This is a genomic window from Stenotrophomonas sp. FW305-C-20-S1, assembly GCF_058783335.1.
Map to the genome: position 1 here is coordinate 1 of NZ_JBYTEK010000054.1, position 21,880 is coordinate 21,880.

At 67.2% G+C, this 21,880-nt stretch carries 23 protein-coding genes; 13 read left to right on the top strand and 10 right to left on the bottom strand.

Annotated features, from left to right (window positions below; all coding sequences use genetic code 11):
* Positions 1 to 295: 295 nt before the first annotated feature.
* Positions 296 to 2,821, top strand: coding sequence for a PepSY domain-containing protein (locus AC3WTC_RS19215; RefSeq protein WP_492712304.1), 2,526 nt, complete (start codon positions 296 to 298; stop codon positions 2,819 to 2,821).
* An 86-nt stretch (positions 2,822 to 2,907) separates the two neighbouring features.
* Here AC3WTC_RS19215 and AC3WTC_RS19220 read toward each other — a convergent pair whose 3' ends face one another.
* Positions 2,908 to 5,445 (bottom strand): methyl-accepting chemotaxis protein, encoded by a 2,538-nt coding sequence (locus AC3WTC_RS19220; protein ID WP_492712306.1) that lies wholly within the window; start codon positions 5,443 to 5,445, stop codon positions 2,908 to 2,910.
* A gap of 202 nt (positions 5,446 to 5,647) precedes the next feature.
* Here AC3WTC_RS19220 and AC3WTC_RS19225 point away from each other — a divergent pair, with 202 nt between their 5' ends.
* On the top strand, positions 5,648 to 6,481 hold the full coding sequence (locus AC3WTC_RS19225) for an arylamine N-acetyltransferase family protein (RefSeq protein ID WP_492712307.1): 834 nt from the start codon (positions 5,648 to 5,650) through the stop codon (positions 6,479 to 6,481).
* Between the two features lie 32 nt (positions 6,482 to 6,513).
* Here the strand turns inward: AC3WTC_RS19225 and AC3WTC_RS19230 are convergent, their stop codons facing one another.
* A complete protein-coding gene (locus tag AC3WTC_RS19230) occupies positions 6,514 to 6,885 on the bottom strand; it encodes a VOC family protein (RefSeq protein ID WP_099785578.1) in 372 nt (123 codons plus the stop codon).
* A gap of 113 nt (positions 6,886 to 6,998) precedes the next feature.
* Between AC3WTC_RS19230 and AC3WTC_RS19235 the strand changes: the two genes are divergently transcribed.
* Complete coding sequence (locus AC3WTC_RS19235; RefSeq protein ID WP_492712308.1) at positions 6,999 to 7,715, top strand: transporter substrate-binding domain-containing protein; 717 nt, start codon at positions 6,999 to 7,001, stop codon at positions 7,713 to 7,715.
* Between the two features lie 36 nt (positions 7,716 to 7,751).
* Here the strand turns inward: AC3WTC_RS19235 and AC3WTC_RS19240 are convergent, their stop codons facing one another.
* The gene (locus tag AC3WTC_RS19240; RefSeq protein ID WP_025878639.1) at positions 7,752 to 8,654 is read right to left on the bottom strand and encodes a LysR substrate-binding domain-containing protein; all 903 of its coding nucleotides are present in this window, start codon (positions 8,652 to 8,654) and stop codon (positions 7,752 to 7,754) included.
* Between the two features lie 243 nt (positions 8,655 to 8,897).
* Entirely contained in the window at positions 8,898 to 9,452 is a 555-nt protein-coding gene (locus AC3WTC_RS19245; protein ID WP_492712309.1) for a GIY-YIG nuclease family protein, read from the bottom strand.
* A gap of 114 nt (positions 9,453 to 9,566) precedes the next feature.
* On the opposite strand from AC3WTC_RS19245, the gene AC3WTC_RS19250 reads away from it, so the two are divergent.
* Complete coding sequence (locus tag AC3WTC_RS19250; protein ID WP_492712310.1) at positions 9,567 to 10,343, top strand: D-alanyl-D-alanine carboxypeptidase family protein; 777 nt, start codon at positions 9,567 to 9,569, stop codon at positions 10,341 to 10,343.
* A gap of 69 nt (positions 10,344 to 10,412) precedes the next feature.
* Positions 10,413 to 10,946: a hypothetical protein gene (locus AC3WTC_RS19255; protein ID WP_492712311.1), complete on the top strand. Its 534-nt coding sequence runs from the start codon at positions 10,413 to 10,415 to the stop codon at positions 10,944 to 10,946.
* A gap of 19 nt (positions 10,947 to 10,965) precedes the next feature.
* Here the strand turns inward: AC3WTC_RS19255 and AC3WTC_RS19260 are convergent, their stop codons facing one another.
* Both AC3WTC_RS19260 and AC3WTC_RS19265 read right to left on the bottom strand, forming a co-directional pair.
* On the bottom strand, positions 10,966 to 11,529 hold the full coding sequence (locus AC3WTC_RS19260) for a TetR/AcrR family transcriptional regulator (protein ID WP_140225389.1): 564 nt from the start codon (positions 11,527 to 11,529) through the stop codon (positions 10,966 to 10,968).
* Positions 11,530 to 11,577: 48 nt separating this feature from the next.
* The gene (locus AC3WTC_RS19265) at positions 11,578 to 12,174 is read right to left on the bottom strand and encodes an NAD(P)H-dependent oxidoreductase (protein ID WP_492712312.1); all 597 of its coding nucleotides are present in this window, start codon (positions 12,172 to 12,174) and stop codon (positions 11,578 to 11,580) included.
* A gap of 190 nt (positions 12,175 to 12,364) precedes the next feature.
* On the opposite strand from AC3WTC_RS19265, the gene AC3WTC_RS19270 reads away from it, so the two are divergent.
* The gene (locus AC3WTC_RS19270) at positions 12,365 to 12,766 is read left to right on the top strand and encodes a response regulator (RefSeq protein WP_263929945.1); all 402 of its coding nucleotides are present in this window, start codon (positions 12,365 to 12,367) and stop codon (positions 12,764 to 12,766) included.
* Between the two features lie 11 nt (positions 12,767 to 12,777).
* Here AC3WTC_RS19270 and AC3WTC_RS19275 read toward each other — a convergent pair whose 3' ends face one another.
* Positions 12,778 to 13,605, bottom strand: coding sequence for an isocitrate lyase/PEP mutase family protein (locus tag AC3WTC_RS19275; RefSeq protein ID WP_492712313.1), 828 nt, complete (start codon positions 13,603 to 13,605; stop codon positions 12,778 to 12,780).
* Positions 13,606 to 13,651: 46 nt separating this feature from the next.
* The gene (locus AC3WTC_RS19280) at positions 13,652 to 14,992 is read right to left on the bottom strand and encodes an acetamidase/formamidase family protein (protein ID WP_492712314.1); all 1,341 of its coding nucleotides are present in this window, start codon (positions 14,990 to 14,992) and stop codon (positions 13,652 to 13,654) included.
* Positions 14,993 to 15,260: 268 nt separating this feature from the next.
* Here AC3WTC_RS19280 and aroQ point away from each other — a divergent pair, with 268 nt between their 5' ends.
* Genes aroQ through accC form a run of 4 tightly spaced genes read left to right on the top strand, consistent with a single transcriptional unit; the run spans position 15,261 to position 18,058 of the window.
* Positions 15,261 to 15,713 (top strand): type II 3-dehydroquinate dehydratase, encoded by a 453-nt coding sequence (gene aroQ, locus AC3WTC_RS19285; RefSeq protein ID WP_025878630.1) that lies wholly within the window; start codon positions 15,261 to 15,263, stop codon positions 15,711 to 15,713.
* Positions 15,710 to 16,132, top strand: a complete 423-nt coding sequence (locus tag AC3WTC_RS19290) for a lysozyme inhibitor LprI family protein (protein ID WP_032976445.1) — start codon at positions 15,710 to 15,712, stop codon at positions 16,130 to 16,132. The genes aroQ and AC3WTC_RS19290 overlap by 4 nt, the downstream gene beginning before the upstream one ends.
* 54 nt (positions 16,133 to 16,186) lie before the next feature.
* On the top strand, positions 16,187 to 16,678 hold the full coding sequence (gene accB, locus AC3WTC_RS19295) for an acetyl-CoA carboxylase biotin carboxyl carrier protein (protein WP_025878628.1): 492 nt from the start codon (positions 16,187 to 16,189) through the stop codon (positions 16,676 to 16,678).
* A gap of 12 nt (positions 16,679 to 16,690) precedes the next feature.
* On the top strand, positions 16,691 to 18,058 hold the full coding sequence (accC, locus tag AC3WTC_RS19300) for an acetyl-CoA carboxylase biotin carboxylase subunit (protein ID WP_032976444.1): 1,368 nt from the start codon (positions 16,691 to 16,693) through the stop codon (positions 18,056 to 18,058).
* Positions 18,059 to 18,202: 144 nt separating this feature from the next.
* Here accC and AC3WTC_RS19305 read toward each other — a convergent pair whose 3' ends face one another.
* Positions 18,203 to 18,577 carry a hypothetical protein gene (locus tag AC3WTC_RS19305; RefSeq protein WP_025878626.1) on the bottom strand — a complete coding sequence of 125 codons (375 nt, stop codon included), beginning with the start codon at positions 18,575 to 18,577 and terminating at the stop codon, positions 18,203 to 18,205.
* The gene (locus AC3WTC_RS19310) at positions 18,574 to 19,539 is read right to left on the bottom strand and encodes a hypothetical protein (protein ID WP_481446560.1); all 966 of its coding nucleotides are present in this window, start codon (positions 19,537 to 19,539) and stop codon (positions 18,574 to 18,576) included. The genes AC3WTC_RS19305 and AC3WTC_RS19310 overlap by 4 nt, the downstream gene beginning before the upstream one ends.
* Before the next feature lie 149 nt (positions 19,540 to 19,688).
* Here AC3WTC_RS19310 and prmA point away from each other — a divergent pair, with 149 nt between their 5' ends.
* The 3 genes from prmA (at position 19,689) to fis (ending at position 21,792) form a co-directional block, all read left to right on the top strand.
* The gene (gene prmA / locus AC3WTC_RS19315; protein ID WP_059065374.1) at positions 19,689 to 20,609 is read left to right on the top strand and encodes a 50S ribosomal protein L11 methyltransferase; all 921 of its coding nucleotides are present in this window, start codon (positions 19,689 to 19,691) and stop codon (positions 20,607 to 20,609) included.
* A 42-nt stretch (positions 20,610 to 20,651) separates the two neighbouring features.
* Positions 20,652 to 21,401 (top strand): DUF3426 domain-containing protein, encoded by a 750-nt coding sequence (locus AC3WTC_RS19320; protein ID WP_080149711.1) that lies wholly within the window; start codon positions 20,652 to 20,654, stop codon positions 21,399 to 21,401.
* 115 nt (positions 21,402 to 21,516) lie between these two features.
* Entirely contained in the window at positions 21,517 to 21,792 is a 276-nt protein-coding gene (fis, locus tag AC3WTC_RS19325) for a DNA-binding transcriptional regulator Fis (RefSeq protein ID WP_006397198.1), read from the top strand.
* Positions 21,793 to 21,880: the final 88 nt, after the last annotated feature.

Consider the following 21,880-nt stretch of genomic DNA (forward strand, 5'->3'; position numbering starts at 1 on the left):
GGGGTGTCCGCGGCATGGATGCCGCGGCCAAGCCCCCATGGATGGGTTTACGGCGTCCCCCGCAACCGGACCCACCCCGCCTACCCTCAGGAAACCAGCTTCGGCTGTTGCCGTTGCTGTTGCTGTTGCTGTTGAGGTTGCCGGCCAGCGGCCGGCACTACAGCAGGTGCAGGGCGCAGCCCTGCCGGCAAACCCTCCTTGACCGCAGCGGCCCGCGACCCGGAGAATTACGAGATTAATTCTCATTTGCTGTTGCGCAGGATGCGGGCGGCAGCCTCGACGGCCCTCGATCCCGATGTTCAAGAACGTCCTCTTCCAACTGCACTGGCTGCTGGGCATCAGCGCGGGTGCCATCCTGGCCGTGATGGGCCTGAGCGGTGCAGTCCTGTCGTTCGAGGATGAACTGCTGCGCGCGGCCAATCCCGGCTTCGCCGAGATCGCCGAGCACCATGCCGACAACCAGCAGCCGCTCGCCCTGAGCGAGCTGGTGCCGTTGCTGCAGGCAGGCAGCGAGCGGCCGCTGCAGCGCCTGCGGGTGGATGCCAGCGGCCAGCGGCCGTCGGTGGCACGCTTTGCCGGCGGCAAGGATCACTGGGTCTATTTCGACCCCTACAGCGGCGAACGCTTCAGCGCACTGCGTGGACAGGCCTTCTTCGATTTCGTCGAGGACCTGCACCGCCACATGGTCGCCGGTGAACGCGGCTCGTGGATCACCGGCAGCTGTGCGGTCGCGCTGTTGTTCTTCACCCTGTCCGGGCTGTACCTGCGCTGGCCACGCCGCTGGTGGCACTGGCGCAGCTGGCTGGCGGTGGAATGGTCGCGCAAGGGCCGGGGCTTCCTGTGGAGCCTGCATTCGGTGATCGGCACCTGGGTGCTGCTGATCTACCTGATGAGCGCACTGACCGGGTTGTGGTGGTCGTTCGACTGGTATCGCAACGGGCTGACCCAGCTGCTGGGTGTCGCGCCCCCCGCCAAGCACAAGGTCGCCACGGATCTGCCCCTGGATCTGCACAAGGTCGAGGCCACGCTGTACGCACTGCCCGGCGTGCGCCAGGGCTTCATCGACCTGCGCCTGCCGGAGAAGCCCGGTCAAGCGCTCAACGTACGGGTGATGTCGGCAGATCCCGCACAACGGGGCGGCCATCACGACCGCGCACATGACCTGCTGCAGCTCGACCCGGCCACCGGCGCGGTCCTCGACGCGCGCCCCTACGCGCGCCAGGGTGCCGGCGGCCAGCTCACCACCAGCATGTTCGCCCTGCACTCGGGCAGCTTCTTCGGCATGCCCGGGCGCATCGTGGTGATGCTCAGCAGCCTGGGCATGTGCCTGTTCTTCGTTACCGGCTGGCTGTTGTACCTGGACCGCCGCCGCGGCCAGCGTGCCGCCCGCGCGCTGCGGCAGACCGTGCCGGCAGCAGCACACCATGCCGCGGGCACGCCGTGGCTGGTGGTGCATGCCAGCCAGAGCGGCCTGGCCGAACAGTTGGCCTGGCGTGCGGCGGCACAGCTGCAGGCGGCCGGCCACGCGGTGCAGGTACTGCCGCTTGCGCGCGTGACTGCCGCTCAGCTGCAGGCCACCACGCAAGCGCTGTTCGTGCTCAGCACCTTCGGTGATGGCGAACCACCGGACAACGCACGGCGCAGCGCGCGCCAGTTGCTGCCACAGCGTCCGGACCTTTCCGGGCTGCGTTACGGCATGCTCGCGCTGGGTGATCACCAGTACGCTCAGTTCTGCGGGTTCGGCGTGCAGATCGACGACTGGTTGACGCGCTCGGGCGCGCAACCCTTGTTCGCCCGCATCGACGTCGATGCTGCTTCGGTGGTGGCGCTGCGCCAGTGGCAGCTGCAGCTGACCGCACTGACTGGCATCGGCACCGACGACAGCGTGTTGCCGGCCGCCACAGTGATGCACGGCTGGCGCCTGCTCGGCCGCACCCTGCTCAACGCTGGCAGCGTCGGCGGCCAGATCTGGAAGATCCGCTTGGCACCGCCGGCCGATGTCGATTGGCAGGCCGGCGACATCCTGCACATCGCGCCCCGCCACGACGCGATGCATGCCAGCGCGGTACTGCGCGCGCATGGCCTGGATCCCCAGCAGCCACAGCTGATCGATGGCGTTGCGAAGACCCTGCTGGAACTGGCCAGCGAACGCGTGCTGCCCGAACCCGGCCGTGCGTTGCAGGTGCAGGATGCAGGCCTGTGGTTGTCGGGCCTGCCGTCACTGCCTGGGCGTGAGTACTCGATCGCCTCATGCGGCGCCGATGGCGAAGTGGAGCTGGTGGTGCGGTTGGTCCATGACGCAGCAGGCCGCGCAGGACTGGGCTCGGGCTGGCTGGCCCTGCATGCGCCGCTGGACGGTGCGATAGCGGCCCGCGTGCATCGCAACCCGGGCTTCCATCGGCAGCCGGGCGCGCCGATGGTGCTGATCGGCAACGGCACGGGCATCGCCGGCCTGCGCAGCCTGCTGCGCGAAGCCGCGCATCACGGGGAGCACGGCCACTGGCTGCTGTTCGGCGAGCGTCAGCGCGCGCACGATTTCCTGTTCGCCGACGAGATCGTCCAGTGGCAGGCTGACGGGCATCTGCTGCGCTTGGATCAGGCCTATTCGCGTGATGTGGACGATGGCAGCTACGTACAGCATCGATTGCGCGCTGCGACAGATGAACTGCAGGCGTGGTTGGCACGGGGTGCAGTGATCCATGTGTGTGGATCGCTGCACGGCATGGCCGAAGGCGTGGACCAGGTGCTGCGCGAGGCACTGGGCGATGAAAGGGTGGAACTGCTGCTGGAGAACGGGCGCTACCGGCGCGACGTGTATTGAATCCGTTCGCCGGGCATGGCCCGGCGCTACCCGTCATGGGTTTCAACGGTAGCGCCGGGCCATGCCCGGTGAAGTCGATCAGGCCATCACGCCGCCGCCCGCGACCGGCGCTCGGGCTGCAGCCGGAACGCGGCCACCGCTTCGGCCAGCGCCCGCACCTGGGTCTGCATCTGCGCAGTCGACGCGCCGGCTTCTTCCACCAGGCTCGCATTGCGCTGCGTGCTGGCCTCCATCTGTACGACGGTCTGGTTTACCTGGGCAATGCCCGCATGCTGTTCGTGCGAGGCACTGCGGATACCGGCCAGCAGGCCGGCCAACTGCTGCACGCTGCTGACGATCTCGTCCATCGTCGTACCCGCCTGCTCGGCCTGCGTACTGCCCTGGTCGACCCGCGTCACCGAATCCTCGATCAGCCCCTTGATCTGCTTGGCCGCATCGGCACTGCGCTGGGCCAGCAAGCGCACTTCGGCCGCCACCACCGCGAAGCTTCGACCCTGCTCGCCTGCACGCGCGGCCTCCACTGCCGCGTTGAGGGCCAGGATATTGGTCTGGAAGGCGATGCCATCGATCAGCTGGATGATGTCACCGATGCGCCGCGACGCCGCACTGATGCCCTGCATGGTGGCCACCACCTGGCCGACCGCAGTGCCGCCGCGCTCGGCAACCCGGGCGGCCTCACGTACCAGTCCATCGGCGCGCTCCGTCGCATCGGCGTTGCGGCCGACGGTATCGGTCAGTTCATGCATCGATGCAGCGGTTTCTTCCAGGTTGGCGGCCTGCTGTTCCGTGCGCTGGGAAAGATCGTGATGGCCGGCGACGATTTCGCCCACCCCCACATCCAGGCGGACGGTGGCCTGCTGGATGCGGGTGACGATGTGGCCCAGCTGCGCGACGGTGGCGTTGGCATCGTCACGCATGCGGGCGAACACGCCCTGCAGGTCGCCCTCCAGGCGCACGCTCAGGTCGCCGCGTGCCAGTGCGGCCAGCAGCGCCTGCAGATCGCCGAGGTTGGCCTCGAAGGTGGACAGCAGGCGATTGATGCTGGTCGACAGCGTGCGCACGAAGCCTTGCTTGCCCTCCAGTACGATGCGCCCCTGCAGCTCGCCATGCGCCGCCGCGTCGACCAGTGCCGCCACTTCGGTTTCCAGCAGTGTCTCCAGCGCGCGGCTGCGCCATTCCACTGCCACGCCGAGGAAGTGGTCGTCCTCGACGATGGCGTTGGCGATCAGCTGGTAGCGGGTGCCGGCGTGGCCGATCTCGCGCTCTTCGCGCTGACGGACACCAATCAGCCCCGCCAGTACCGGGTGCAGGCGGACCGCGTCGCTGCCAAGCAACGTCTCTGCAGGAAGATCCAGCAGCTGCAGCAGCGCTGGATTGGCGTAGGCCACCTGCCCTTCCGCGTCGACCACCATCAAGCCGGTCTGCGCGCTGTCCAGCGCCTGCCGCACGCGCGTATTGCCGCGCGCAACCGCGCGCTCGGTTTCGATCCGCGCACGCAGGCGTTGCTGCATGTCGACCAGGCACTGCGCAAGTTGGCCGATCTCATCGTTGGCGTTGTGCACGCGCAGCGTGGTGTCGAGCCGATCATCGGCGATATCGCCAGCGAAACGCAGGGTGTCCTGGATCGGTCGACGCACCGCGCGGACGACCAGCACCAGGCTGGTGATCAGTACACCGGCCACCAGCAGCAGAGTGGTCACGAACAGCACGCTGGCCATCCGTGCGCCCGACTGCTGACGAAGCTGCGCTTGGGCCAGTCCCGCAGTCTGTGCCTGCTGGAATGCGGCCAGTGCCGGGCCCACGGCTGCCGCCGTCTCGAGCAGCGACTGTGCTTCCACGTCCAGGCCGACACGCGCGGCGGCATAGCCCAGCAGCGCGGCCTGGTAGGCCTCCATGCCCGTGCGCACCTGCTCCTGCACCTCGGCTGGCAGGCCCGCCAATGCCAGATCGAAGGGCAGCTTTTCTTCGCTGGCACGATCGGCGTGGGTGGAATCGCCGTCGAGCAGCAGCAGCGCTTCCTGGCGCCGCATCCGCTGCACATGCAGGGAAAGCGCAGGGCGCTCCAGCGCGTCCACCTGTGCCTGCAGTGCGTCGGCGGACTGCTGCAGCTGCGCGGCCAGGCCTGCGTCGCCGCGCCCCATCTCATCCACCCGCTCGAACAACGCGGCGATGCCCTGTGAGAATGCGTCGACGGCTTCAGTCATCGCCTGCAGCACCTTGCGCCGACCCGCATCCATCGGCATTGCACGCAACGCCTGCAGATCCTGCTTCAACATCCGTTGCGTGGCCAGCAACTGGCTGCGGTCGGCATCGTCGAAACTTCGCGCATACTGGGTCTGCAGGCGCCGGGCCTCGGCCACCCGCGCTGCCAGCGAAGCGACGCGGTCACTGCCGTGCTGGTAGCTGGCCTGATCGCGCGCCGCCTGCTTGCTCGCATGGCTGGTCCAGGCATGGACGGCGGCAATGGCCACCAGGCCCAGGCTGCAGACCAGCAGGGTCGCCTTGAGCTTGTCGGCGACGCTCAGCCGATGGGGCTGCAACCAGCGCAGCAGGCCAGGGAAACGGGAACGCAACCCGGCAACGCGGCTACGCAGGGACCGAAGGTGGGGAACGACGGCCGACATGACAGACTCCAGGCGGAAGGACGCACCTGTATCGACTGGTTGCAGCAGAACTTTAGCCCCGGATTGATTCCTGCCACGAGCGGCGGGCAGTTGTCGCTGTTGTACCGGCCGCAGACGACCGGGGGATGACACCGGCGGGATGCGCTTGACCTCAACCCCGGTTGCGGTATCACAGTGGAGCCCCCCGCCCGTGATGCCTGCCATGCCCATCGACGTCCCCCGCTACCTGCAGCGCCTGCAGCTGGATGCCCCGCCCCCGCTCACCCTGGCCGGGCTGACCCTGCTGCAGCAGCGCCACAACGCCCTGCTGCCGTTCGAGACCCTGACCAGCCTGCTGCGCGACGCGGTGGCAATCGACCTGGACAGCGTCCAGCACAAGCTGCTGCACGCGCAGCGAGGCGGTTACTGCTTCGAACTCAATGGCGCGTTCCTGGCGCTGCTGCAGGCCTTGGGCTTCGATGCGCAGCCACTGAGCGCACGGGTGCTGCTGTCGGCCACCGATGGCGAGCTGACTGCGCGTACGCATCTGCTCCTGCGGGTGCGTCTGCAGGAAGAGGATTGGCTGGTCGATACCGGCTTCGGCAGCCTGACCCCGACCGTACCGCTGCGCCTGCACGAGACCGCAGTGCAGGACACACCGCACGAGCGTTACCGCGTGCAGACGCTGGATGATGGCGACTTCATGCTCGCCGCCGAGGCGGGGGATGGCTGGCGGGCGCTGTACCGCTTCGACCTGCAGCCACCGGCGCCGATCGACAACGAGGTAGGCAACTGGTACGTGTGCACGCATCCGCAGTCGAGCTTTCCCGGCCAGCTGCGTGCATCACTGACCGGGCCGGATTGGCGACGCACCATCGGCAGCGGCAACTACAGCGAATACCGCCTGGGCCAGGCGCCGGCCAAGCGCCCGTTGCGGGATGTGCAGGACGTGCGCGAGGTGCTGCAGCAGGGCTTCGGCATGCGCCTCCCCGACGATCCGCGGTTGGATCCGGCCATCGCCGACTGGCTGCAGCGATCACGGGCCACGTCCGTGTAGCGCCGCGCCATGCTCGGCTGCCGTCCTTGCGGCTATGGGTTGACGGGTGCCTGCAGAGCAATCCGGTTGCCCTCGCTGTCGCGGATCTCGGCCACCCGCCAACCACCCGCCACGGCCGGGCCAAAGCACAGCACCGCGCCGGCCTGCAGGGCACGCTGCAGGCTCCGATCCAGATCGTCCACGCCCAGGTAGATGCGCGGGCCCTGCTCCGACGGCACGTAGTCGGCGCCGTGCACCAGCGCCATGCTGGCACCTGCGGCGTCGTCGTTGAACGACAGGTAGGCCATCCGGCAGTCATGCAGGTCGATCGGCGCTTCGATGCGCACCTGCAGCCAGTGCTCGTAGAACATCACGGCGCGTTCGAGATCGGCGACCGGAACTTCAACATGCAGGATGGGATTCATGGTGATCGTGCTCGGCGTGCAGGTGGATGAAAGGCAGCATCGCAGCCCTGTGCACTGCACGATACGGCCCCGACTGGCATGCTGGACAGCCTGCCACCGTACTGGAAGCGCCCATGTCCCTGGCCGATCACCGTCATGCCCTGGCCCCGTTGGGCCACCTGCGCGTTGCCATCAACCTGGGCAACCCGGTGCTGGCCCAGGGCAACGCCAATTCACCACATGGGCCGTCGGTGGAACTGGCCACCGCGCTGGCACAGCGGCTGGGTGTGCAGGCACGCTTCAGTTGCCACGACGCGGCCGCATCGGTGGTTGCAGCGGCGAGCGACGATGCATGGGATCTGGCCTTCCTGGCGGTGGACCCGGCACGTGCCGACCGCATTGCCTTCAGCGCGCCGTATGTGGAGATCGAAGGCACCTATCTGGTGCGCGATGACAGTCCAGCGCAACGGGTTGCAGACCTTGATCGCAACGGGCTGCGTATCGCGGTGGGACGCGGCGCCGCCTACGATCTGTTCCTCAGCCGTGAGCTGCGGCACGCGACGATTGAACGTGCCGACACCTCGGCCGCTGCCATCACCCTGTTCGACCAGCAGCGGCTGGATGCAGCGGCCGGCGTACGCCAGCCCCTGCTGGCCTGGGCGCAGGCACATCCCGGCCATCGCGTGCTGGCCGATCGCTTCGCCGTCATCCAGCAGGCGGTCGCCGCGCCCATCTCTCGACCCGTAGCGGCGTTGCAGGCGCTGTTCGCGGAAGTGCAGGCGATCAAGGCCGGGCCGCTGCTGGGCGAGGCGTTCGCGCGTGCCGGGCAGGCAGTCACGCTATTGCGGTGACGCTCACTCCATGGCGTCACGCCTGCCCGCGTGGCGCTACCCCGCGTCTGCGGCCTGCATGTGCCGCACGTGCTCGGCCGCCTGGGCGTGCAACCATTCGCGGAAGGCCAGGAAACCACGGTGCCGCACCGAGCGCTGCGGATACACCAGCCAATGCGGCCATGCGGTTTTCAGGCGCCGGTCCGACAGCGCAACCAACTGGCCGGAATCCAGCAGCAGCCGCGCCCGCGTCACCCGTCCCAGCGCAACACCGACGCCATCCAGTGCGGCGCGATGGTGGGCTTCGGAATCATCCAGCACCGCCACGTACCGCGCCGGCGGGCGCTGCCCGGTCAGCGCGAACCATGCGCCCCACGCGCCGTCGGGGTCTCCCAGCAGCGGCCACTGTGCCAACGGCAGGTGGCCGATGCCGCCCATGCGCTCGATCAGTGCCGGGCTGGCCATGGGCAGCAGCCATTCGTCGAACAACGGTTCCACCACCAGCCCCGGCCATTGTCCGCTGCCCAGCCGCAGCGCTGCGTCGAACTGCAGCTGCCGGTCGAAGTCGATCAGTCGCTCGCTCGACTGCAGATTGATTTCGATCTGCGGATGCGCTGCCACGAAGTTGCCCAGGCGTGGCACCAGCCAGGCGCTGGCCATCGACGGCACGGCGCTGAGGGTGAGCACATGCTCCGGTCGCGCGGCGTAGGGCTGGAAGGCTTCGTTGATCGCATCCAGATGAGGGCCCACCTGATCCAGCAGGCGCTGCCCTTCCAGGGTCAAGGCCACACCGCGTGCCTGCCGTATCAACAGCGGCTGGCCCAGGCGTTCCTCAAGCTGGCGCATCTGATGGCTGAGCGCACTGACCGTCAAGTTCATCGACGCGGCGGCGCGGGACAGGTTGCCCAGGCGTGCGGCAGCGACGAAGCCCTGCAGGGCATGCAGCGGTGGGCGGGACATAAGCCTTGAATTCCTCTCAAGTCGACCTTGCGGAAATGTCGCTTTTTGCACCGACATGCTGCCCGTATCGTGCATTCCACTCAAGTGGAGGCACGATCATGAACATCTTCAGCGGTCTGTTGTTCCTGCAGGGCCACGTGACCAACGTTGCCCTGGCCCAACGCCTGGCCAGTCCCGTTCCCGCAGCGCCCGATGCACGCCGGGCACCCCGTCCGGGCAACACCCCGGCCGCCCCGGGCAGTGTCACCACCCGTGCTGCAGGTGCTCGGGCAACCACGGCTGCGGATCGATAGCGAGCGCGCGATACGCATCGATGGCGTCGCGCAGTGCGGCCACGCCGACGGGCGAACGCAGGCTTTCCTCTTCCGGCACCTGCACTGCGGCCCAGTCATGCAGCCGGTCCAGGCGCTGGACCATCGCAGCCCGCAGCCACAGCCGCAGCGGATAGGTGTGATAGCCCTGCCGCGCCAGCGCTTGCACAGCCTCGGCCAATGCAGCGTTGGCCCCGCGCACCCATTCGGTGTGCCCACCGGCCTTGTCCTGCACCGTCATCGGTGCCGGCGCACGATGCAGCTTGAAGGGCCGGCGCAACTGCAGTTCTAGGTCACGCGCATCCCGCTCTGATTCCGCCTCGACCAGCGCGCCTGCTTCCAGATCGAAGAACTCGAACCAGCGCCGATGCAGCGCACTGATCCGGCCCAGCGGATCGCGCGAGAAGCCGATCTTCGCGTAGTCCTCCCAGGCACAGGGAAAGACGTAGGCGAACACGCGGCCATCGATGCGGATGTCGGAATCCATGACCACAGGATCGCGTGGCGGGTATTCGCAGGATGTGCAGGCAATGCCCACGGCATGCGTACTTCCGGCTACGCTTGCGCAATCATGTCTTCATCGCACGCCCCTCGCACGCCCATGTCATCGATCACGATCGATGCCGTCTCGCTCGACATCCTGCAGCAGCAGCACGCGGATCTGCGACGACCACCGGCCTCGCTGACCAAGCTGATGACCGCCTACACCGCGTATGACCTGCTCGCGCAGTCGGGCGGTTCGTGGTCGGACATGATCACCATCGATCCGCGCGACGTGCACGAGGTGGCCGACGATGAAACACGGATGGGCCTGGTGCCCGGCGAAAGCATCGTCCTCGGCAGACTGCTGGAGGGCCTGATGGTGGTCTCCGGCAACGATGCCGCGCTCGCCCTGGCCCGTCACCTGGCCGGATCGCAGGCGGCGTTCGCGCAGCACATGAACGATCACGCGCGAGCGCTGGGCCTGCACGATACGCACTTCATTTCCGTGTCCGGCATCACTACCCCGGGGCATCTGTCGACCGCACGCGACATGGCGATATTGGCCGCGCACGTGCTTGGACGCTACCCCGATCTGCTGGAAATCACGGCACAGCGCAGCTTCGTGCACCGCACCCTGCACAAGGCCAACCAGAACGCGCTGCTGGGCGAAGACGGCGTGGATGGTTTGAAGACCGGTTACACACAGGCTGCAGGCTTCTGCCTGGCAGCCACCGCCCGTCGCAGGTGCGCTGGGCACGCGCTGCCACTGCGCCTGATCACCGTGGTGCTGGGTGCTGATTCCCGTGCGTCGCGCGATGAGCAGGTGCGTGCGCAGCTTGATGCAGGCTTCGCCAGCGCCGGAAGCGCCGGAATGGCCGACGTCCAACGCGCGTGACCGGCAGGCAGGGCAGACACCACGGGCAATGCGCTCTATAGTCCAGCGCCCGAAGGAGTACCCCCACCGATGGATCGACGCCTGTTGTGCTGGATGCTTGCGCTGTCCTGCATGTTCGCCGCTGCAATCACCCATGCCGGCGAACTCAGCCCTGCCGAGACCGAGGCGCTGCAGCAGGATGTGCGTTCTCTGCTCTCCACCTTCGCGCGTGGCGATACCGAGGCCATGATCGAGCGAACGCATCCGAGCGTGAAGCGTTTTGCCGGCGGCGACGCGGCGTATGCGAAGGCCACGCGCGATGCGATGAAGGCACTCGGCGACATGGGCCTGAAGGTCATCAGCGATGATGTCGGCGAACCGACCCGCACCTACGCTGCCGGCGACGAAGAGGTCTGCTTCGTGCCGCGGACCACGGTATTCACCACCGACGCACAGACAGTGAAAAGCCTCACCTTCATGGTCGCCATCCGGCAGGTCGGTGGTACGCAGTGGCGCTACATCGATGGTGCCGCCATGCAGGCAATGCCGGAGCTGCTGCGACAGCTGTTGCCGGACCTGCCGCGTGACGTGCCACTGCCATCAGTCAGCGTCGAGCAACGCTAGGCCGCTTCGCCCACACGATTCAGCTGCCACGCTTGACGATGGCGACGATCACGCGCTCCAGCTCGGCCTCGGCGGCCGTGTGTTCCACCGCCCCGGCCGCAACCGCTTCAGACAGGGTTTCGGCGGCACCGAGAATGGCCCACAGCCCGGTAGCCGGCACGGCCTCACCCGCTGCGAACGGGCCGAGCCACTGCGCGCACTTGTCGATGAAATCCTGCTGATAGCAACGGCGTACCGCACGCAGTTCCGGTGATCCGGCCAGCGCGGCGAGAATGTCCTGGATCTCGCTGCCCTGCGACAGCACGCAATCGATGTAGCCCGAGGCGATGGCATGCGCGCGATCCTTCAACCGGGCCTTCGCACTGCCGATGCGCTCATCGAAGACCACGGTCTGCTTGTGGTCATAATCGGCATACAGCGCGGCCAGCAGACCGTTGCGTGTTTCGAAGTGGTCGTAGGCCAGCGGCTTGGTGACACCGGCCGCCTCGGCCAGGCGGGCCAGGGTCAGCGCATCGGTGCCCTCTTCGCCAACCAGCGCCCACGCCACGTCCAGCAGCTGCCGGGCGCGCTGTTCACGGGTCAGGCGGCGACGGGGCTCGGGCGCGGCAGGTCTGGAAGGCAAGGGAGATCGTCAGGGCGCGGGGGTTCCGATCTTACGTCCGATGTCCACTGCCGTCTGCAGATGCGCTTCGGCCATGCCGCTGTCGGCGTCCAGCAGCAGCGTGGAGGACAGCACCGGCGCCCCGCAGTAGTCGAAGATCCCCTGGTCGATCTGGGTCTTCATCGCCGCGCCATAGCCTCGCCGGTCGATCATCTGCTGGCCCGCGCCGCCCAGCCCGACCAGATGCACCTGCAGCCGCTGCAGCTTTTTTTCCACCTTGCCGTCGGCACCTTCGTCATAGGCCCAGCCCTGGGTGAAGACGCGGTCGATCCATCCCTTCAGCAGCGCCGGGAACGACCACCAGTAGAGCGGGTAGACCAGCACCAGCGCATCGGCCGCATCCAGCCGGGCGTGCTCGGCGGCGACATCGGCCGGCAGCGTCGTGGTCCTGCGGAAGAACGCGTGGTCCTGGGCGCTGAAACGTGGATCGAAGCCTTCGGCCATCAGATCCACCGAGGTGACCGTATTGCCGGCATCGGCATTGACGATGGCCTCACCGATCCGTGCAGCGACGGCGTGGGTGAGCGAGGCCGGTTCAGGATGTGCAACGACAATTTGGGTATGCATGGTGGGGCTCTGCTGTTCACTAGTTACCAATGGTAACTACGATTGCAGCCAGCACCAGCACCATCGGTGGAATGCTGTTGCGCGCTGCGGTCGCTGTTGTGCACATCACAGCCACACCGGGCTGCCACGGCCTTGATGCCGGTAAGCGGATGCTTGCCGGACCAACGCAGCATTCGCACGACAACACACCATGCAGAGCAACAACGAACGACCCGCACCGCTTCCCCGCCTGCTCCTTGTGGAAGACCAGCTCGATCTGGCTGATCTGATGGAACAGGCCCTGACCGACGAAGGCAACGAAATCTCCCACGCCAACAGCGTCTTCGAGGCATTGGGCATGCTCGACAGTGGCCACTTCGATGGCGCCGTGCTGGACGTGGAACTTCGTGATGGCGTGGTATTCCCTGTAGCCGATCGGCTGCTCGAACTGGGCATCCCCTACCTTTTCGCTTCAGCGGTATACGACCAGCTGGTGCCGGTCCGGCATCGGCGCGCGCCCTTCCTGGCCAAACCGTTCCATGTGCAGGGCCTGCAGCGCGCGGTGCGCGAAGCGCTCGGCAGGACGGCCGCCCCGCCGACGCCGCCGCACTAGCCTGCACGCACCTACGGCTTGAACAACCCGTTGAGCTCGGCACCGGACGGGGTGGCCGGCAGCGCATCGAATGATCCACTGGCAAGCAACTGCCGGGAGGCGTCGAGAAAGCCGGACCACGCGCTACGGGCCAGCGCACCGCCGACACTGACCCGGCGCACGCCCAGACTGGCGGCCTGCTGCAGCGTCATCACGCCGGGCGCACCGATCAGCAGGTTGACCGGTTTGCCAGCAGCAGCCTCCACCACGGCGCGGATCTGCTCTGCGGTCCGGATGCCGGGCGCATACAGACAGTCGGCACCCGCCTGCGCATAGGCGCGGATGCGAGCCAATGTATCGTCCAGATCGGGTCGCCCGACGAAGAAGTTCTCCGCGCGCCCCACCAGCATCACGTCGTGCCCGCTTTCATCAATGGCACGGCGCGCGGCCTGCAGCCGGGCCACGCTGTCTTCGATGCTGCGCAGCGGATGGTCCGCATCGCCGCTGGAATCTTCGATCGACAGGCCAGCCACACCGGTAGCGATCGCCATCGACACGCTCTCGTGCACCGCCTCCGGGCTGCGGCCAAAACCATCTTCGAAGTCGGCGTTCACCGGTAGATCGGTCGCCGCCACCATCGCCTGCAGATGAGCGAGGATCTCGCTGCGCCCCATCGCCCCGTCAGGCTGCCCGTGGGCCCAGGCATGGCCGGAACTGGTGGTAGCCAGTGCCTGGGCACCCAGCCGCGCCAGCGCCACCGCACTGCCCACGTCCCATGGATTGGGCAGCAGGAAGCAACCGGATGCATGAAGCGCCCTGAAGGCAGCGCGGCGGTTTCGGATGGCGTCGGCACTCATCACGGACTCCTGGTGGATACGTTTTCCCCGGTTGCTGCCCGCGCAGTGGTCATCTGGCAGCGGGCTTCACGGCGGCGCGGCCCGGCTGCGTTGTCGTCTGCAACTGCAGCCCTTGCAACAGTGCCTTGTCCAGCTTCGCCGCCACGCCCACACTGCGCCCGGCCAGGTTGGCCACCTGGTACTGCACCGCCACGCCCAGCACCTGGGTCGCCTCGGACAGTGTCAACCCATAGGCCTGGCGCAGCCACTGCAGCATGCCCGAGGTGGCGGTGCGCAGCGCATCATCGCTGGAGCCCCCCTGGCCCAGGGTCATGATCTGCGTTGCCGATTCCACCCGCGGCGTTGCGATCGCATGCTGCTTCAGCAGCTCCACTTTCACCACCACATCCAGTGATGTCTCCAGCGCCCACTGCGTGGTTTCGCCATCGCCCTGGAGCGCATGCCCATCACCCAGGTACATCAGGGCACCAGGCTGCTGCACGGGCAGGTAGACCGTATTGCCTTCGACCACGGCGTTGAAGTCCATGTTGCCGCCGAAGTCACCGGTATCGCCGGTTGAAAACGGCGGGTAGCCGAAGCCCGGCGCCAGCGCCAGGCCGCCGAGCATCGGCTTCACCGGCACTTCGAAATGCCGCAGGCCACCACCTGCGCCCTGCGGACGGGCGACGCCCCTGCTGCGGTCCAGCTGCCAGCGCACCGGCTTGCCCAGCCCAGTGGCTTCGGCAGCCACCCGCGGCGTTTTCAAGCGTCCCACCAGGCCATCCAGGCTGTCGGCGTAGTCACGGTTGAGCTTCAACGAGGTAAGCGTGATCGCCAGCGTGTCGCCGGGTTCGGCACCGACCACGAAGAACGGCCCGACCTGTGGATTGCCGAACAGCGCGCGGGTGACGCCCTTCTCGTCCACGCCGCCGGAGTCCAGCGTGCGGGTCTGTACCGAGTCGCCTGGCCAGATCACCAGCACCGGCGCCCGGTCGGCGCTGAACGTATTGGAGTAGTCGGTCGGCGTGAACACATGGCGCTGAGGTGCGGTCGAAACCCGCGCCGGTACCTTCCAGGCGCTGAAGGCGTGGACGGCACGCGCCTCGCGGTTGTTGGTGTCCGGCTGATCGCTCTGTCCCTGCATCCGCGCCCCGTCAATGCGCCCGTCGAACTGGTAGCGCTGGCCCTGGCTGTCGGTTGCGGTGAATACCATCTGCCCGGCACCCAGGGTGCCGGTGACCGGGTCGGCGTCCAGACGGCCGGCGATACGCCCGTCCTGCACGTCCACCTGCAGGGTCTGGTAGTTCCTGCTGCCCCACAGGTCGGTGGCAACGATCCATTGTTCGGCAGCCAGCGCATTCAAGGGCAGCAGCACCAGCAGCACTGCAGGCAATCGCATGGGGGTGGGCACGGCGCGAGCATCCAGGAGCGCCGACATGGCGGGTTGACCCAGTGTAGGAACACCCTGGCAACCTCCGCAGTGTCGAACGTAATGCGGTCCGGCTGCAGTCTCCGGGGCTGAGGGATGGTCGGCACGCGCAGTTTCCACTGTCTATAGTGAGCAGACATGCGGCGCACGGCCTTTTCAAACGATCGCTTTAAACACCACTAATTTCGCCGAACTGGACAGCATCCTCAGCTTCCGCCAGACTGCCGCCCTTTCCCGTCAATCGGATCCCATGGCGAAGCTGCTGGTCCTGCATGGCCCCAACCTCAACCTGCTCGGCAGCCGCGAGCCGGAGGTCTACGGCCATACCACGCTGGCCGACATCGACCAGGCGCTGGCCGCCCAGGCCGCTGCCGCAGGTCATGCGCTGGAGAGCCTGCAGTCCAACGCCGAGCACGTCCTGGTGGATCGTGTACAGGCCGCACGCACCGACGGAACGGCCTTCATCCTGATCAACCCGGCCGCCTTCACCCATACCTCGGTTGCCCTGCGCGATGCGCTGGCGGCGGTGGCGGTGCCGTTCATCGAGATCCACCTGTCCAACCCGCATACCCGCGAGCCCTTCCGCCAGCACAGCTATTTCAGCGACAAGGCGGTGGGCGTGGTGTGTGGCTTCGGTGCCGACAGCTACCGCTATGCGATGGACGCGGCATTGGCACGCGTGCAGGCCGCCGCCGCATCATGAGCCTGTCGCGCGTCCTCGCCAGCGTTGTGCTGTGGGCCGGCCTGTGCGGCGCTGCCAGCGCGTTCGACCGCAAGGACGAGGGCATCGACTGCGCGCATCCGACCACCACGATGGAGAGCGACCTGTGCGCCTCGGACGTGGCAGCGGCCGCCGACGTCGAACTCAACACCGTCTACGCCCAGGCACGCAGGCAGCTGCGCACGCCGGCCAACGGCGGCACCTGCAGCTACTGCGGCAACGCCGAACAGGAACTGGTGCTGGCCCAGCGCGCATGGATGCAGCTGCGCGACCACGACTGCCAAGCCGTGTACGCCCTCAATTCCGACGGCACCGCGCGCAACGGCGCGCAGATGCGCTGCCTGATCACCCTCGCGCGCGACCGCACCCGGCAGCTGCGCGACTTCTACGAACTGCTTTGACCCGAGCGCAACGCGCTTCCCACCACACTGACATCAAAGAGCAAAGAGGCCACCATGGATCTCCGCAAAATCAAGAAGCTGATCGACCTGCTGGAAGAGTCGAACCTGGCTGAAATCGAAATCAAGGAAGGCGAAGAGTCGGTGCGCCTGTCGCGCGCTCCGGTGTCCGGCTACGGCATGATGCAGGCCCCGCCGCAGATGATGATGGCCGCTCCGGCCGCCGCCCAGCCGGCCACCCCGGCCATGCCGATGCAATCGCCGACCGAAGCCTCCACCGGCGGCACCGCCAAGCCGGGCAACGCGCTGCCGGAAGGCCACGTGCTGCGCTCGCCGATGGTCGGCACCTTCTATGCCTCGTCCGCACCGGACAAGCCGGCGTTCGTCAGCATCGGCCAGCAGGTCAAGGCCGGCGAGACCCTGGCCATCATCGAAGCGATGAAGATGTTCAACCCGATCGAAGCCGATGCGTCGGGCACCATCGTCGCCATCCTCGGCGAGAACGGCCAGCCGGTGGAATTCGACCAGCCGCTGTTCGTGATCGGCTAAGGGGCGGCTGCCATGCTCGACAAAGTCGTCATCGCCAACCGAGGGGAAATCGCGCTGCGCATCCTGCGCGCGTGCAACACCCTGGGCATCCGCACGGTGGCCGTGCACTCCACGGTCGACCGCAATCTCAAGCACGTGGCCATGGCCGATGAATCGGTCTGCATCGGTCCGGCGCCGTCGGCGGAAAGCTACCTCAACATCCCGGCGTTGATCGCCGCGGCCGAGGTCACCGACGCCCAGGCCATCCACCCCGGTTATGGCTTCCTGTCCGAGAACGCCAACTTCGCCGAGCGCGTGGAAGAGTCCGGCTTCATCTTCATCGGCCCGAAGGCAGACACCATCCGCCTGATGGGCGACAAGGTCGAAGCGATCCGTGCCATGAAGTCGGCCGGTGTGCCGTGCGTGCCCGGTTCGGGCGGCCCGCTGGGCGACGACATCGTCGCCAACACCAAGATCGCCCGTGAGATCGGCTACCCGGTCATCATCAAGGCGGCCGGCGGCGGCGGTGGCCGCGGCATGCGCGTGGTGCACGCCGAAGCTTCCCTGAAGACCTCCATCGAAACCACCAAGAGCGAGGCCAAGGCCGCGTTCGGCAATGGCGAGGTCTACATGGAGAAGTTCCTGGAGAACCCGCGCCACGTGGAGATCCAGGTGCTGGCCGACGGCCAGGGCAACGCAATCCACCTCGGCGAGCGCGACTGCTCGATGCAGCGTCGCCACCAGAAGGTGGTCGAGGAAGCACCGGCACCGGGCATCACCGCCGAGCAGCGCGAGCAGATCGGCAAGGTGTGCGTGGAAGCCTGCATCCGCATCGGTTATCGCGGCGCCGGTACCTTCGAGTTCCTGTATGAAGACGGCCGTTTCTACTTCATCGAAATGAACACCCGCATCCAGGTGGAGCATCCGGTCACCGAGATGGTCACCGGTATCGACCTGGTCGCCGAACAGCTGAAGATCGCTGCTGGCCAGAAGCTGTCGATCAAGCAGAGCGATGTGGTGCTGACCGGCCATGCGATCGAGTGCCGCATCAACGCCGAAGACGCCGAAACCTTCGTGCCGAGCCCGGGCACCATCACCGGCTTCCACGCACCGGGTGGTCCCGGCGTGCGCGTCGATACCCACATCTACAGTGGCTACCGCGTGCCGTCGAACTACGACTCGATGATCGGCAAGCTGATCGTGCACGGTCCGGACCGCGAGACCGCCATTGCCCGCATGCGGGTGGCGCTGAGCGAGATGGTGGTCGATGGCATCAAGACCAACATCGCCCTGCAGCAGCGGATCATGCGTGACAAGGGCTTCCAGGCCGGTGGGCAGAACATCCACTATCTGGAAAAGCGCCTTGCCGAGCGCAAGAGCAAGCCGATCGCGTTGACCTGATCGGCAACTGCAGTCGCTGCACATGAAAAGGGCGGGGTTTTCCCCGCCCTTTTTGCGTTTTTACGGTAGCGCCGGGCCATGCCCGGCGGCCTTCCATCGCCACCGCCCACCCGCCGGGCATGGCCCGGCGCTACCGGCGTGGCGTCAGCGCGCGTCGGCCGCGGTCGCCGGAATCTGTGAGTTCGCCAGAGGACGCACGCCGTTCGGCGAGGTCGGATCGACGATCACCATGGTCTCGCTGGACCCATCGGGCCAGACCACCTGGAAGGTGCTGCCGGCCGGCAACGACGAGAACGGCACGCCGCTCTGCGCCCGGTAAACGGCGGCAACCTGGCTGGCACCGGCACGACGCACGTCTTCCTGTGTCTTCACCGAGGTCAGCTCCACCTTCGATAGACGCCGATAGCGGTCCTCATAGGTGTCGATCATCAGCAGGCCTACCGCACCGGCCGAATAGGCCACGAACAACACCACCCAGAACCAGAACTTGGCCCCATGCAGGAATCGACGGTAGTTCATCGCCCGTCCCTCGTTCCAATCAATCGCTTGATCCATTCCTTCATTTTCCCCGCACCTTGCCGCGAAACCGCGGCGTCATACACAAATTCACGGAAGTCCTGCGTTCCATCCGGCGAACAGATCCCTCCATTCGCGCAAAAACTGTTGACCAGCACGCTGTCGGCTCCACAGGGAAGACCGAGTTCGCAGGCCGCAACCCGCCATGCCAGTTCACTCAGCTGTTCACCGGCCACCATGCCGGTCAATGCCTTGTCGCCCGCCGCACGCAATCCCATGCCCGGCGCGATCGCCATGTACGCCTCCGGATCGCGCGAGGTACGTACGCGTTCAACCAGGTCGCGGCGGTACTGCTCGCTGTCCTGCAGTGGCTCACCTTCGGCAAACAGCGCCGCTTCGGCAGCGAGGTTGCCCTGCTGGGCCGCACGACGACGCTCACCGAGCACCAGTGCCGGCCCCAGCTTGTCGCCGGGCACGAAGCCACCGCAGCGCTGCGCCACCCGTTCGCGCGCCTCCACCATCTCCGGTGCAGCACTCAGGCCAAGGCCGGACAGCACGTTGTTGTCCAGCCGGTAGCCACCCGGGTCAACGGCGTACTGCGCGCAGTAGTCGTAGACCCGGCTGAGCATCCAGCGCGCCTCGTGGTTGCCCTGGTCGGCCTGCACGCGCAGGCGCTGCGCGTAGGCGTACAGATCGGTGGCACTTTCGATGTCGGCGCGGATATCCAGCGGCAGGCCCGACGGCAGCGCGGTACCACGTTCGAAAGCCGCGAGGCGGCGTGCCAGCGCTTCGGGCATCACCGGTGCCAGCGCGCCCTGTGCATCGCTGGCCTGGGCGGCCAGCGGCACGTCGACGTGCGCGTCCATGGCCCGGCTGTGGCCGTTGGCCCGATAACCGGCCACGCCCAGCACGGCCACGGCCGGCAGGACGAGCAACCAGGTTTTCAGGGTCGGGGCGAAAGCCATCGGCAACGTTCGTGGTACGGCGCACAGGAAAGCGCCGAGTTTAGCAAGGCCCGTGAGGCCTGTCTGAATCGGCTTCGTTCATCTCAAGGCATACGGAGACGCCCCGATGGTCTAGCATGGCCCCCTTTCCCGCGATTGCCCTCACCGCCATGCCGTTCCTGGAACTGACCCTGCGTTGCACCGAAGCCACCCAGCCCCGCTATGAGAATGCGCTGGAGGATGTGGGCGCGCTGGCGGTGACCCTGCTTGATGCCGAAGCCGACACCAGCAACGAACAGGCCATCCTCGAACCCGGCGTGGGCGAGACCCCGCTGTGGGACACCCTGGTGCTCAGCGCGCTGTTCCCGGCCGACAGCAATGCCTTGCTGCTGCTGGCCGCGCTGGAAGCCTTCGATCCGGAGCTGGACTGGAGCAACGGCAGCTTCCGCGCCGTGGAAGACGAAGACTGGGAGCGCGCGTGGCTGGACCAGTTCCAGCCGATGGACTTCGGCAGCCGTACCTGGATCGTGCCGTGGAACCACGAGCTGCCGGAAGCCGCGCAGGCCGCCGACGCCGCCATCGTGCGCCTCGACCCGGGCCTGGCCTTCGGCTCGGGCACCCACCCGACCACCGCGCTGTGCCTGCGCTGGCTGGACCAGTTGGCCGTTGATGGCCAGCTGCAGGGCCAGCGCGTGCTCGACTTCGGCTGTGGTTCGGGCATTCTCGCCCTGGCCGCACTGAAGCTCGGTGCCGCCCAGGCCATTGGCGTGGACAACGACCCGCAGGCGTTGATCGCCACCGCCGACAATGCCGAACGCAACGGCGAACAGGCACGCATGCAGGTGTACCTGCCGCAGGACGAACCGGTCGCCACCTACCCGATCGTGGTCGCCAACATCCTGGCCTCCGCGCTGGATGCACTGGCCGAACTGCTGGCCGCCCGTGTCGCCAGCGGTGGTCGCATCGCCCTGTCGGGCATCCTGCATGGCCAGGAAGACGAACTGCTGCAGCGCTATGCGGCGTGGTTCGACGACCTGCAGGCCACCCAGGATGGCGACTGGATGCGCATCACCGGCGTACGCCGCGCCTGATCGTGGTTGAATGACCGCTGGATCCGAGCCCGCGCCCTGAGCATGTCCGAGCCGAACCCACCGCGCCGCCCCCTGGCCACGTTCCTGCGCACCGCGCCGGGACGCGATGCCACGCCTGAAGCCACCGAACCGCGCGAACCGGCGCCGAGCGATGCAGCGCCGGTGATCGAGGACATCGACCCGGCAACGGACATCGTGGCGGCAACCGAAACAGAACCGCTGGCCGCCGCTGATCCAATCATCGAGCCGGACTTCACCGCCAAACCCGGCATCGTTGCCACCGCCGCCGATGCGCCCAGCTTCCTCGGCGTACGCCCGCGGGCGCTGCCCACCCCACGCTGGCATTGGCTGCTGGTGGCCGCGCTGGCGCTGCTGCTGTTGCTGCAGAGCGTGCTTGCCGATCGTGCACGGCTGGCCGCCGATGCCGGTACCCGGCCGTGGATCGGTGCGCTGTGCAGCGTGCTGCGCTGCGAGCTGCCCGCCTGGCGCGAGCCCACTGCATTGACCATGACCAGCCGTGAAATCCGCCCGTTGCCGGCCCAGCCCGGCGTGCTGCAGATCCAGGCCAGCATCCGCAACGACGCGCGCTGGCCGCAGGCATGGCCGGACCTGCGCCTGTCGCTGTCCGATGCCGATGGTCGTGTGATCGGCACCGGCGTGTTCGCACCAGCGCAGTACCTCGGCGAAAACCCGGGTGCGGCCCCTCTGGAACCGGGCCAAAGCGCACGCATCGCCTTCCGCGTGCAGGAGCCTGCCGCATCCACGGTCGCATTCACCTTCGAGTTCCTTTGACCTGGGCCTGACCGTCCGGCCGTGGCAGGTCGGGCACGCTCGCGCTAGACTGACCGCCATCACCTCATCCGGTCCGGCGCCTCGCGTGCATGGACCAACCAGATCGGGAACCCCCTTGAACGCTGTCCTTTCTCGTCCTGACAACAGTCGTGGCGCTGCCCGGCCACCGCTGCGCGAACATGTGGCCCAGTCCGTGCGCCGTTACCTGCGCGACCTCGATGGCTGCGATGCGGACGATGTCTACGAGATCGTACTGCGCGAGATGGAGATTCCACTGTTCGTGGAAGTGCTCAACCACTGCGAAGGCAACCAGAGCCGCGCGGCCGCGATGCTGGGCATCCACCGCGCCACCCTGCGCAAGAAGCTGAAGGAATACGGCATCAGCGCGTAAGCGCAGCATGGGTAGTGCCGGCCGCTGGCCGGCAACCGCAACACACTGTCATCATTCATGGGGTTGCCGGCCAGCGGCCGGCACTACC